This window comes from Membranihabitans maritimus, assembly GCF_021729145.1.
Classification (GTDB): domain Bacteria; phylum Bacteroidota; class Bacteroidia; order Chitinophagales; family Saprospiraceae; genus Membranihabitans; species Membranihabitans maritimus.
Window position 1 is genome coordinate 471,337 of sequence record NZ_JAJSLW010000001.1, and the last position, 13,441, is coordinate 484,777.

Genomic DNA, 13,441 nt, shown 5'->3' on the forward strand with positions numbered 1-13,441 from the left:
TTTAACGAAATAAAACTTCATCTACAAAGATCCAGGCTTTGTCTCCTTTTCCCCGATGCCAGGCAGGAATTGGGTTTACAGATTTAAACTTTAATTTAACACCTTTTAAATCCTGCCCCGGAATTTCAATCGCCTCTATAGATTTTTGAAATTTACGTTTTTCGGGCTGTTCTGGTGTATGTGTCAAAAGTTGGCTAAAATCTTTGCCATTTTGCGTAACAAACACCTGGATTTCTTTTGCTGGAAAAATATAACTATCTGTTCTAATAATTCCACTTACTAAAATTTCTGATAATTTAATCGTACTGCCAAAGTAAAAATCAACTTCCATTTCATTTTTCCTATATCCTAGATATGCCCGGTCCTGGAAATCATCCGGTCCTTTTTTCAAATCAACGAGGCCATCTCCTCCTGTACCCGTATATTTTTCATTAGGTTTGGTTACTAATTTTACTGAATCAGGAGTATACTTCGATTTATAATAAGAAGCTTTGACAGGACCACTACCAAGCCACCCTTCCTTATAAGCTTTGAAAGTAAATTGCTTATCATCAGAAAAAAGTATTGGTCTTTCATACAGGTATGAAGACAAACTATCGGGCAAAGATTCATCTTCCGTATACCGTATTTGTACTCCGTTAATTACATGACTGGCAGTCAGTCGGATAGAATCCTTAAAAAATCCCTCTTCTGGTTCTAGAGAAGGTGCATTTAATGCTATCGGTTCTATTCCGAATTCATCGGATTTTCCTATTATTTGGAGTGCTGGAAACTTTTCCTGCAAATCATTATGCTCAATATCAGAAATATTGGTATTCCACACATAAATTTTGCGAATGGGATTTTTCTCAAGCAATTCAGAAACCCCTTCATATGAAACTTTTGTACCTATGAGAGATAATACAAATAATTCATTCAATTCATAGAGGGGAGCCAATGACTCATCTGTAATTCCTGTATTATTTAAATTGAGGACCTGCAAATTTTTAAACGCCTTAAGATACTCCATACCTGAAGCTGTTAATTCCAGGTTATGAAGATTTAAATCTACTAGTTGATCAGAAACAGCCTGCAATTCCGCCAATTGACTTTCTTCAAATTGATTCCTACTTAAAAACCTACCGTACAATGCCGGGGATTTGGACGCCAGAGGTTCGAGCAAGCGATAATTATCATTGAGTTTTTGAATAGTTCGATCACTTGCCGGCTTAAACTGATATGTTGGTTCTTTCTCCTCAGAATAAACAGCTTTTGACAACAGAAAAAGGGAGTCATTCTCCTCCAGTTCTGATACCTGTAAATTAAAGGGTGCCCCATATCCGACCCAGGACTTAATTAATTCGATTTCTATTGGGGTTAATTGAGGTTTGCCCTTAGGTGGCATATGATCATCGTGATTTATATCCAATAGAATGTTTTCCAACAGTAAACTTTGTATTGGATCATCGCGGTTGATAATAGCACCATTTTCTCCACCAGCCAATATATTGCTGCTATCAGAAAGGATCAAATCACCTTTGGACTTATTTGGGTTGTGGCAGCTAATGCATTTATCCTCCAGAACAGGAAAAATAATATGAGCAAATAACTCAGCTTCTACCAGAGGAGTTTTTTCAACTTTTTGTTGGATAGGTTCAGTCAAAAATCCTTCTCCGTGGGTAAGCGTAGCTCCAAAATGACCAGCAAATACTAAAATTGCCAGAGTAACTATAGAGCCATAATTTAAAAACTTGATATTATTATTGGTTCTTAATAATGCATATTCAATAAATAAGATACCAACCCACACAGCTACACCCGTCCATTTATGCCAAAAAACTGTAGAACCGCCGTAGCCCTCTTCCTGTGACAAGATTAAACCAAAAAGTACGGTTAATGCACAAAATACGTGCGTAAGGGATACATAGTTTTTTAAAAACTGATTTTGTAGTTCTTTAGTACTTTTCAAAAAATTGAACAGTACAGATAAGAAGGGCAAAATAACCAGCAAAACTATGGGAAAATGAAGAATCAAAGGATGAGCTCTCCCCGGAACTTGTACAATTTCCGGTATGACAATACGGTGCTCAAATAATAAAAAAAATATAATAAAAATATCTAGGCCAAAATTAATTTGGCGTAAGAGAGTCCATAGTTTTCCCATTATGAATACATTCTATTATCGGTCCTCAAGATCTTGTTTCAGGAGTTTTTATACCATTATATCATTTACCACTTTGCCTGCAACATCAGTTAATCTATATCTTCTTCCCTGGTGTTTGTAGGTAAGTTTTTCATGATCAAGTCCCAACATATTTAATATTGTAGCGTGAAAATCGTGAATATGCACGGGATCTTTAACAATATTGTATCCAAACTCATCCGTTTCCCCATACACTATTCCAGGTTTGACACCTCCACCAGCCATCCAGACAGAAAAACTGCGGGGATGATGGTCCCGGCCATATTTTTCTGCGGTCAATTTGCCCTGGCAATAATTTGTCCGGCCGAATTCCCCCCCCCAGATAACCAGGGTATCTTCCAACATCCCTCTCTGTTTAAGGTCCATGACCAATGCTGCAGATGCCTGGTCCACATCTTTTGCCTGCCCCGCCATTTCATTGGGTAGGTTGCCGTGTTGGTCCCACCCCTGATGATACAGTTGAATGAACCGAACACCATTTTCAGCTAATTTTCGTGCCAAAAGACAATTGGCAGCATATGTTCCGGGCACCAAACAATCTGCACCGTATAATTTTATTATATGATCTGGTTCTTTGGACAAATCGGTTACTTCCGGAACAGATGTCTGCATTCGATATGCCATTTCATACTGGCGAATCTTGGCGGTAATTTCCGGATCACCAAAAGCATCGTACTGATGTTGATTGAAGGCAGACAATTTATCAAGCATATTCCTTCTGGAATCCATATTTGTACCATGGGGATTGCTCAGATATAAGACGGGATTTTCACCCCCCATTAGTTGTACACCCTGATGGACAGAATCTAAAAATCCATTTGTCCATAACTTAGAATATACACCTTGACCATTCCCATCACCTTTAGATACAAGCACACAAAAACCCGGTAAATTTTCGTTTTCACTGCCCAACCCATAACTCAACCAGGCCCCCATACTGGGCCTGTTACCCTGTTGTGCCCCAGTCTGAAAAAAGGTAATGGCCGGGTCGTGATTAATAGCGTCGGTATGGAGACTCTTGATAATACATAGCTCATCAACGATCTTGGCTGTATATGGGAATAAATCACTCACCCAAGCACCGGATTCACCATATTGTTTGAAGCCATAATAGGATCCTACTAGTGGGAATTTTTCCTGGTTCGCAGTCATACCCGTAAGTCTCTGACCATCTCTTACAGAGGCGGGTAAATCTTCGCCCATTCTTTTATTTAACAAAGGCTTGTAATCAAAAGATTCGAATTGAGAAGGGGCACCACTCTGAAATAAATAAATCACCCTTTTAGCTTTCGGGGCAAAATGAGGAATAGCTTTTTCCAGTCCACTCATATCCCCTTTTCCACCGTTTAACAAATCGGGAATAAGAAGAGAGCCAAGTGCAGCACTTCCGATCCCAATACTCAGCTTTGAAAGGAATAACCTTCGACTCACCTGTAATTTTGCGTCATTTATTTCTTTATCATTCATAACTGAATTCTATGTTTTATTAATAGTCTCTTCCAGATTATACAGCAGGTGTATAACAGACATCAGTGTAGCGTGTTTGACAGGGTCTACTTTATCGTTAAAAGGGTATTCTCCTACATTTATAAATGAAGCTGCAGAGGTCGGATCGGACTCATATCTTTTTAATTCTTCCCGGTAATATTCCTCCAACATAGAAATCTCCTCGTCATCGGGATATCTGCAAAGAATTCTCATAAAGGACTCTTCCAACGCTCCATTTGTTTCATTTTCTTTATATTTAGAGATCAACTCTTGTGCCAAAACTCTCGAACACTCCAAAACGATAGGATCATTCATCATAACCAACGCCTGAAGTGGGGTATTCGTTTCTGCCCTGTCCAACTCACATAAATCTCTATTACTAGCATCAAATATCAACATATTAGGAGGGGGTACTGTTAATTTAATAAACACATACATTCCCCGGCGATAGATTTCCGATCCGTGGTCTTGTACATAAGTTTTAAGTGACCCTCTTCCCGAACTGGTCACTTCCCAAATTCCATCAGGTTGATAGGGTTTGTAACTGGGTCCTCCTATTTCCCGATTCAAAAGACCACTGGATGCCAATAGATGATCTCTGATTAACTCTGCACTTAACCGTATTCTGGTAGACCTTGCTAAATATATATTCTCGGGATCAAGCCTATTCTTTTTTTGTGACATCTTGGATGATTGTCGGTATGTCGAAGATGTAACGATCTGTCTTATTAAGCGTTTAATATCCCAACCATTTTCCATAAAATCGACAGCAAGCCAGTCCAATAATTCGGGATGACTTGGCAAATCCCCTTGATTTCCAAAATCTTCCTCAGTAGCCACTATACCCCGGCCAAAGATTTTACCCCATATATGATTTACGAATACCCTTGCAGTTAGCGGATTCTCACGATCAATGGTCCACTCTGCCAATCCCAGGCGATTCTGGGGATATTTTCCAAAATCAAATGCATGAATAGATTTTGGTGTCCCTGGACTCACTTTCTTACCATGTTGGTCATATCCTCCACGCTCCAACACATAACTTTGTCGGACGGAATCTTTGAGATCTTCCATCACTGAGACCAAAACTTTATTGGTATCCGGTGCATTAATAAAATTAAGAACACTATCGATTTGATGCTGATCAAACTCCATATAAGGTATTTTGGCAGGATAAGATTCTCCAACCGTAGCCTCTATCCCTACCTCTGGGGTATTGTTGAAAAATGAATACAATTGAAAGTATTCCTCTTGAGAAAAAGGATCGTATTTATGATCATGACATTGGGCACATTCCATTGTAATACCCAATATGCTTGTACTGTAAGTATTGGTTTTATCAATTACATAGGTTACGCGATATTCTTCCTGTATTACTCCTCCCTCTTCTGTAATTTTATGGTTTCGATTAAACCCCGTCGCAAGCTTTTGTTCCAGGCTTGCATCCGGAAGCAGGTCTCCTGCCAATTGCCATGTTATAAACTGGTCATATGGCATATTTTCGTTAAAAGCATGGATTACCCAATCTCTCCACGGCCATTGGGAACGAACTTCATCATCCTGATACCCATATGAATCAGCATATCTTGCTGCATCCATCCAATGCAGAGCCATTTTTTCTCCGTAGGCAGACCTACTCAACAAGTCATCAACCAAGGTGCTATAGGTTTCTTCAGACCAATTTTGACCATATTCTTCCAAATCCTCAACGGAAGGAGGTAATCCTGTAATATCTACAAACAGCCTTCTAATTAAACGCATTTTTTCAGCCTCCTTATTGGGTGCAAGGCCAATTTCATTCATTTTAACCAAGGTAAAATGGTCTATTTCATTTTTTGCCCAATCGCTAGAAACTTCTGGAATTTCTGGCTTTTGTGGAGGTATAAATGCCCAGTGATCTTCATACTCAGCTCCTTGTTCCACCCACTTTCTCAAAATCTCCTTTTCATAATCCTTTAATTTGAGCCCTGATTCTGCTGGCGGCATCATAATAGCCTCATCTTCCGAATATATCCTTCTTACTAATTCACTGTGACCGGGATCTCCGGGGACAATGGCAAACACATCCGGATTGTCTTTCAAGGCGCTGAAAGCTGATTCTTTAATATCCAGCCGCAAATCCGCTTCGCGGGCATTTTCATCTGGCCCGTGACAAGCATAACAACGATCCGATAAAATGGGCTTGACATGGAAATTAAAATCAACCTCATCCGGTATATTTGTCGCTAAATCCTCTGCATCCTTATTTTTGCATTGATACAATAAGACCAGTACAGAAACAGATAAAAGGGTTGCTATTTGTTTTTTATATATAATGATCATTAATTGTTCGTATTAAAAACACCTAGGTCAAAAGCCCTATAAATTTACAAAATTAATACAATTATTCAAAATATAAATTCCACAACAAATTAAACTGCCCCCATTGATATCTCTCAATATATTTAGCTTCCTCTATTGTAGTCCACTTGAACAAAATTTGGTCGCCAGGTCCGAGGTAAGCTAATTTATACATATCTCCCCGAATAACTTGAGCCACCCTTGGATATCCTCCCGTAGTCTGGCTATGGTTGAGTAGTAAAATAAGATTTTTTTCAGAAGAAGCTTGAATCGTTCCAGGATGTACGAACGAAGACAACATATTTTTATTTACTCGCAAAACAGGTATTTCAGAAACTAGTCGCAAGCCCATCCTATTACTAGTTCTGTCTATCGTAATTATATTGTCCGACAGATGGTTTTTTTTACCGTTTTTCAACAAGTTACTTTCCGGTCCTGTTAAAATTCTAATTGTTTTCAACCCGGTCCTTCTCACTAAGATTTCCTCTGGTATAGAGACACTGTAATCAATAGGTACAGTATCATTTTCAATAGATACTTTATCACCTTTCTTTAACGCCCTCCCCAATAAACCGGCAAATGGAGTCAGGAGATCTGACGAAACACTTCCTAAAGCTTTGTCCAGATTCCAATTTCCTCTAATTCCGAGATATATGGTTCCGTTTTCATTGATTTTACCAACTTTCAGTACCTGGCCTTTTTTTACCTTATATGGTCTAAAAAGATGCAATTTTTTATCATCTAAAAATGTCTCAGCCGAAAAACCAGTAAGTGCAATTAAATGATCCGTGTCAAATTCAATTTCTACACCAATCATCTTCATTTCAACAATGGGGTTATATCTGGAATTGCCCAATATCCCATTAACCCAGAAATATCTATATGGGTCCAAAACACCTGAAATGGGTACACCAGCTCCCCGAAATCCCATCCTTCCCAAATCTTTAATTAAGGATTGTAATCCACCATGTAAAACCTTAAATCCCATATTTCAAGAAAATTCCATTTAAATATTCCGCTGCATCAAAATCATCAAATTGCTTTTTGCTAATCGGAAAAAAAGTAATTCTATCCAAGGGCTTGAAAAAAGACAGCCGGTCTCCTTTGATACTAATCAAATCAATTGGAGTCCTGCCAATCAGGTTCCACCCCCCTGGACTTTCAGTAGGATAAATCCCGGTTTGCTTGCCTGCTATTCCAACAGATCCTTTAGGGACACTTTTCCTGGGATTAGACAGCCTCTTGCACCAAAGGTGTTCATCAAGTTCACCTAGGTAGAGGAATCCTGGCAAAAACCCCATCATGTAAACAATATATTGTTTACCAGCATGTAAGGCTACTATACTTTCAAATTCCAACCCCGTTTCCTCTTCTAATTTTTTATTGTCCAAGGCAAACCTTTTATCGTAACATACTGGAACCCTAATTTCCCTATATTCCCATTGTTGACTTGATGCTTTTGTTCGAGTAGCTATTTCTTCCAACACCTCTTTAATCTCTTCAAATGAATAAGCGAGACAATTATATACAACCGCCAATTCATTATAAGTGACAACGGTCTCCCGAATATAATTTTTGCGTTCGCTATTCAATAGTTCATCTACGGAATAAAGCCATTCCAACATTTCTAATGAAATCTCTTCCCTGCATTGAAGCAGGGCTACATTTTCCCCAAACGCTACGATATTAAAATTATGATTCATAAGTAAGGAGTGCTTTTTATCCATACCCCCTTACTTTCCAAAACTTCATTTACTTTTTTGGCAAGCGCAGCGGAATCATTGTGGTCACCGTGCAAACAAACTGTATCAGCGAATAAAGATATGGAACCACCATTGTAGGTCTTTACCTTATTATCTTCTATTATTGTCGTTAATTGATCAATACTATCTCTTTGATTTTTTATAACGGCACCCTTTTTTGTCCTTGAGGTTAATTCCCCTGAATATTCATATCGTCTATCAATAAAAACTTCCCTGCAAATTTTGATATTTTCTTTTCTGGCCGTCCTGGCGAGCACTGATTGATCAGGGCAATATAACCACAATTCTTCCGGCCAATTTTTGAGCACCTCGATAACTACTTTTGATATTTCCTCAGAATTATTGGCATCGTTGTACAATGCTCCATGTAATTTGAGATGGTGCAATCTCCCTGATTGTAGAGTTATCATTCCCGATAAAGCAGATATCTGGTAGCATATAATTGAATACAATTCCTTTGCCACAATTTTCATTGATCTGCGACCAAAACCCATAAGGTCGGGATAAGAGACATGGGCACCGATTGCAACATTCTTCGACAAGGCCCAACGAATTGACTCCTGAATGGTATGTGGATCTCCTCCGTGAAATCCGCAGGCAATATTACAACTGCTTATATAATCCATCATTCTCTCATCATTGCCAATCTGAAATCTTCCATAGCTTTCGCCGAGATCGCAGTTAATATCAATTGTACTTGTCTCCATATTAAAACTTGTAATTCTGCGCGAATTCAAGATAATAAGGAATTGTGAGTTTAGACCTAATTATTAAAGAACAATTTTTTGAAAAAACAAAGGCTGTAATTATAAAATTACAGCCTTATATATAAACTATGAAAAGATTATTAGCAATTAACCCTAGTATATTCTATTTGACAATGTCTATTGAGTAATTACCTCTGTCGTTCCTGCGCCACGCAGGGTAATATCTACTGGTTCATTAGTTTTCCAAGCTCCTGCAGTAAAATCCGGAACATCAACGGAAGTAGAACGATTGGCAACAGATTTTTCACTTAAAGGTGCCATTGCACTCCAAAGTGCGGCATCGTAGACATCCTGATCAAGGGAAATTCCATTTCGCAGGCAATCTATTAACCTCCAATCCATAATAAAGTCCATTCCACCATGGCCACCAATTTTTTTGGCCATATCGCCTACTTTACGTATAAGTTCTGGTGTATATTCCGCCTCCAGCTGTTTAAATTCCTCTTCTGTTTTCCATTCATGCCCGGTTGCTATGCGAGAAGGGGAAGGGTATTTTCTGGCCACACCTTTAGTTCCGCTTATCAAATGAATACGAGAGTAAGGTCTCGGAGATGTCACATCGTGTTGGATCATTATGGTACGTCCTTTCTTTGTCTTCACCGTAGTCGTATTCATATTACCCCGGTATTTTTTACTTGCCCACATATTGAAAAAAGGATCGTCCTCAGAAAGTTCTTTCGCATGTGGAGCCATCATAAAATCATTACTAGACATAGCGACAAGATAATCCATCTGATCCCCTCTATTAATGTCCATGGCCCAACAAACCGGCCCAAGTCCGTGCGTGGGATATAAATTCCCATCCCGGGTAGCATTTTCTTCCAAACGCCACATCTGATAATACCCCTCTTTGTTAAAGTTCAGTCCTAACAGATCATGTATGTAAGCTCCTTCTGCATGTATCAAATCGCCAAAGTACCCCTGGCGGACCATGTTTAATGTCAATAACTCGAAAAAGTCATAGCAACAATTTTCAAGCATCATACAGTGCTTTTTCGTACGCTCTGATGTCTCCACCAATTGCCAACATTCATCTAATGTGGTAGCAGCTGGAACTTCTGTGGCAGCATGTTTCCCATTTTCCATGGCATATACACACATTGGGGTATGCCAATCCCAGGGCGTACAAATATAAACCAGGTCTATATCATCTCGATCACATATCCTCTTCCACTCCATAGCTCCCCCAAAGTACAAATCGGGATTATGATTTGTATCTTTCAAACGCTCTTTCGCCTTTAACGCCTTGTCCTCCCGAATATCACAGAGTGCTTTAATTTCTACGCCCTGAATTTTACTTAATCGATTTACTGCCCCGGGGCCACGTTGGCCCAATCCTATGATGCCTACACGAACTTTATCCATTTTCGGTGCGGCAAAACCCGACATGTTTTGCAACTGTGTGCGCCCACTCTTATAATGCCGAGAAGAGATTTCGTTGTTCTTAGCTGACAAAAATCCAGAGCCTGCCAAGCCTAATCCCGCCAGTCCTGATCTTTTTATAAAATCACGTCTATTATTTCCCATTTCCTGATATTTACTTTAGCAATTAAATTCCTGACGTAATTTACATAAAATATTGATTAAATTAAATTTCGCTATAATAAAGTTATTTGTCTCTCCTGCCACCCCTAAAAAGAAATCAATTATTTTGCAACAACATCTATTTCCGCAATTATAAATTCCTTCTTATCACCTATCGTTTTGGTGGCCTCAAATTTTAAAAACCTGGCCTTTGAACTATTAAAATTCACTTCTTGTTCAATGGGATTATTTTTAATATTAGAAAACTCTCCGTTACTTACCTCTTTCCATTTTTTCCCATCTTTACTTACCAATATTTTGTAATGAGATGCGATCCCGGAAGCATACCGCCCCTGGTCTGGCAAATACTTTACACCCGTTAATTTATACTCCTTTCCCAAATCAATCACTAAAGGCATTCCTTTTTCTGTTTTCCCTTTCGTGGCCGGATTCCCATCGATCATATTTTTCCATGTTTCTATATTTTCTACATTACCAATCGGTTGCCAATTGGACTTAGAAATACCCATAATTACCGCAGTCACCGGGCTTTTCATACGGGTCAAAGGATCAATCACTACTGCCTTTATTATGCCTTTATTTTCATGTTTAAAAGCGCCCTCATACCGTGACGCATTTTTATCCGGTATGCTTCCATCAACAGTAAAATAGACTTCTACACTCTTATCAGCAGAATAAATCATCACATTATCCAATTCGTCCCTTCGTACAATCGGAGGACTCAATACCTTTGGAGCATTGTATATACTAATCTTACTAATTGCAGGTGAAGCCAGTGATGACACTATATTCAACCGAACTTTCCGGGTCCACCTATCTTCTAAACGCAGTATTCTTTTATATCCTATGGTTGTCTCTTCGGCAACTGTTTCCCAATCTCCACTTTCAGAAAGAACTTCTACAGTAAAGGAATCCACTCTTTGACCTAATGGAATGTACTCCTGAATTAACAACCTATTGAAATAAATTTTTTCGCCGAAATCAATTATTAATTTACCACTTCGAGTAAAATCATCCGTTGACCAATACGTTTCAGGATCATCATCTTTTACATTTTCAGCGGAAAACACAGAATTATTTAGCCTATGTGTAGAAGCTTTTACTTCAGCTTCTTTCATCAAATCATCGGCAAAATCCTTTTTCAGTTGATTAGCCAAAGCCATCAGCTGCATTGAATCCTTTTCATGTACCTGCCCTGTCCGGTCTATCGGTATATTGAGTAAAAAAGAGGCATTTCTTCCCAAAGAATTATAGTAAATATCCAGTAAGTTGGGTAAGCTCCTGACTTTATGGTCTTCAGATTCATGATAATACCAACCCGGTCGGATTGACACATCTACTTCGCCGGGCACCCAGTGCGTTCCTTGCTTATGACCACTAGTCAATTCTTTGTACCTGGGCCATCCCGGCCAAGCTTCATCCCTGTTCAGTGTAGCCCAATTCGTTTCTCCTGCAAACCCGCTTTCATTCCCTATCCATCTCACATCAGGCCCGGCATCACTAAATATGGTAGCTCCAGGCTGCAACTCCCTTACCAAATTCCATATCTCCGGCCAATTATAATAAGTCTTACGATCAACTTTCCTCATTTCATTCGCCCCGCCATAATATCCATCACCGCCATTGGCACCGTCAAACCAAACTTCAAAGATATCTCCGTATCCGGTAAGTAATTCTGTAAGTTGCTTATGAAAATAGGAAATGTATTGATCAGTTCCATAATCAGCATGATTGCGATCCCAGGGCGAATAATAAATCCCCATTTCCAACCCATAAAAGTCGCATGCTTCTCGTAATTCGCGTATGACATCTCCCTGACCATTCTTCCAGGGACTGTTCTTCACAGAATGTTCTGTATATTTCGAGGGCCACAGGCAAAATCCATCGTGATGTTTTGCCGTAATTATGATTCCTTTCATTCCCGCCTCCTTCGCAATCTTTGCCCATTGCATGCAATCGAGATCCGTAGGATCAAAAGTCTCCGGGGTCTCTCCTCCCAACCCCCATTCCATATCGGTAAACGTATTCATATTGAAATGTACAAACATGTAAAACTCCAATTCATACCATTCCAATTGGCGCTCCGAAGGTACAGCACCATAAGGTGAGGGGGGTTGTGAAAAACAAGTATTCAAATTAGAGACTAATGAGAAAACCAGTAAAATTCTTACTAAACCAATCATAGTGAGTTAATCAAATTTTATGGTGAAAATAATATTATTCTGATCAAAACAACCAGATAGTCATCCATTTTCGACAGTATAGTATAAGCAAATGGACGTCCATACTCTATTCCTTTATTCGATTTTTATTCTATCAATTTCGGCTGCCGACATTTAGGATATTTTCTTTTCAAAATAGGAATATTGAGTTGGGAAAAAGTAAAAAACCACTCAAGACAAACCCTATTATAATACCTGGGTCACACATAGATAATTATACCTCTATATTCGAAACTAAAAAGATCATTATACTCATTGAAAAATCAATCTAATTATCCTCAAATACTTCCCCGGCATAGATCTCCACTTCATGATTAGTGGAATAGGTCTCCATTACATTCGTGAAATTGGCCCTTACGGCTTCTTTCTTCTCTTTCAAAGTAGAAATAATATAATAAAAACCAACTCCTGGCTGTAATGCACTTAATTCCTCAGGTGTAAAAACCAATTCACCGGCATCCACTGAAGACTTTTTAAGAACCGTATTATTTTTGACATCTGAAATTACCACAGTTATTAAGAACTTTTCTTTCCCCTTGTCATCTCTTATGTTATAATCTGTAGCTTTCCAGCTAATCACCCATGGACGGTCACGAAATAAACTATCTACCTCAATATTTGGTGTCCGGGGCATACCCAACCTGACAGTTGCTTTATCAGGTAATATATTCAATTGAAATTCATTCGAATTGATAGTGTCTACCAGGAAATATGTAAAATAACTATTATCCATCTGACCCGAACGAGCCAGTTTTTCATCTATTTCAAAATGATATAATCTCGGATCTGGTACCAAAGAATCATTTTGTGTTAATTGATAAAAATTTAAATATCCTTTCAACTGTCCTTCACTTTCCAAATATCGGAAAGTAGTTTTAATTGTCCCCTTTTTTGGTGGAGAACTCGTACTTCCCGGACCGCATGATGGAAATAAGAAAAATAGACAACAAAACGTAAGTAATACCAATACAGGAAAAAGCTTACTTCGACCTAAGCCAAGCCAATAAAAGAACCGAATAGTCCACAAGTCCCTCCAAATAACTTGCATCAAAAATTAATTTTGCTCATATATCTAATAAAATTTTCGACTATCCCAGTATTTTTGCGTTTTTATAATATTGAAGCCGTTTTACC

9 protein-coding genes are annotated in these 13,441 nt (G+C 38.7%); all 9 read right to left on the reverse strand.

Going from position 1 to position 13,441, the window contains the following annotated elements; all coding sequences use genetic code 11:
• Position 1 precedes the first annotated feature (1 nt).
• The gene (locus LVD47_RS01650; RefSeq protein ID WP_236973777.1) at positions 2-1,948 is read right to left on the reverse strand and encodes a c-type cytochrome domain-containing protein; all 1,947 of its coding nucleotides are present in this window, start codon (positions 1,946-1,948) and stop codon (positions 2-4) included.
• A 243-nt stretch (positions 1,949-2,191) separates the two neighbouring features.
• Complete coding sequence (locus LVD47_RS01655) at positions 2,192-3,649, reverse strand: DUF1501 domain-containing protein (RefSeq protein ID WP_236973778.1); 1,458 nt, start codon at positions 3,647-3,649, stop codon at positions 2,192-2,194.
• A gap of 9 nt (positions 3,650-3,658) precedes the next feature.
• Positions 3,659-5,992, reverse strand: a complete 2,334-nt coding sequence (locus LVD47_RS01660) for a PSD1 and planctomycete cytochrome C domain-containing protein (RefSeq protein WP_236973779.1) — start codon at positions 5,990-5,992, stop codon at positions 3,659-3,661.
• A 61-nt stretch (positions 5,993-6,053) separates the two neighbouring features.
• On the reverse strand, positions 6,054-6,998 hold the full coding sequence (locus tag LVD47_RS01665; protein ID WP_236973780.1) for a 5-oxoprolinase subunit C family protein: 945 nt from the start codon (positions 6,996-6,998) through the stop codon (positions 6,054-6,056).
• Positions 6,988-7,713 (reverse strand): 5-oxoprolinase subunit PxpB, encoded by a 726-nt coding sequence (gene pxpB, locus LVD47_RS01670; RefSeq protein ID WP_236973781.1) that lies wholly within the window; start codon positions 7,711-7,713, stop codon positions 6,988-6,990. The genes LVD47_RS01665 and pxpB overlap by 11 nt, the downstream gene beginning before the upstream one ends.
• Entirely contained in the window at positions 7,710-8,480 is a 771-nt protein-coding gene (locus LVD47_RS01675) for a 5-oxoprolinase subunit PxpA (protein WP_236973782.1), read from the reverse strand. The genes pxpB and LVD47_RS01675 overlap by 4 nt, the downstream gene beginning before the upstream one ends.
• Before the next feature lie 177 nt (positions 8,481-8,657).
• The gene (locus LVD47_RS01680; protein ID WP_236973783.1) at positions 8,658-10,067 is read right to left on the reverse strand and encodes a Gfo/Idh/MocA family protein; all 1,410 of its coding nucleotides are present in this window, start codon (positions 10,065-10,067) and stop codon (positions 8,658-8,660) included.
• A 119-nt stretch (positions 10,068-10,186) separates the two neighbouring features.
• Positions 10,187-12,268 (reverse strand): alpha-L-fucosidase, encoded by a 2,082-nt coding sequence (locus LVD47_RS01685; protein WP_236973784.1) that lies wholly within the window; start codon positions 12,266-12,268, stop codon positions 10,187-10,189.
• A 307-nt stretch (positions 12,269-12,575) separates the two neighbouring features.
• Positions 12,576-13,355 (reverse strand): hypothetical protein, encoded by a 780-nt coding sequence (locus LVD47_RS01690; protein ID WP_236973785.1) that lies wholly within the window; start codon positions 13,353-13,355, stop codon positions 12,576-12,578.
• Positions 13,356-13,441: the final 86 nt, after the last annotated feature.

What these genes read in the sequence shown, in the direction of transcription:
- LVD47_RS01655 (WP_236973778.1), bottom strand. Translation starts at nt 3,649, where the DNA reads ATGAATGATAAAGAAATAAATGACGCAAAATTACAGGTGAGTCGAAGG.
- LVD47_RS01660 (WP_236973779.1), bottom strand. Translation starts at nt 5,992, where the DNA reads ATGATCATTATATATAAAAAACAAATAGCAACCCTTTTATCTGTTTCT.
- LVD47_RS01665 (WP_236973780.1), bottom strand. Translation starts at nt 6,998, where the DNA reads ATGGGATTTAAGGTTTTACATGGTGGATTACAATCCTTAATTAAAGAT.
- pxpB (WP_236973781.1), bottom strand. Translation starts at nt 7,713, where the DNA reads ATGAATCATAATTTTAATATCGTAGCGTTTGGGGAAAATGTAGCCCTG.
- LVD47_RS01675 (WP_236973782.1), bottom strand. Translation starts at nt 8,480, where the DNA reads ATGGAGACAAGTACAATTGATATTAACTGCGATCTCGGCGAAAGCTAT.
- LVD47_RS01680 (WP_236973783.1), bottom strand. Translation starts at nt 10,067, where the DNA reads ATGGGAAATAATAGACGTGATTTTATAAAAAGATCAGGACTGGCGGGA.
- LVD47_RS01685 (WP_236973784.1), bottom strand. Translation starts at nt 12,268, where the DNA reads ATGATTGGTTTAGTAAGAATTTTACTGGTTTTCTCATTAGTCTCTAAT.
- LVD47_RS01690 (WP_236973785.1), bottom strand. Translation starts at nt 13,355, where the DNA reads ATGCAAGTTATTTGGAGGGACTTGTGGACTATTCGGTTCTTTTATTGG.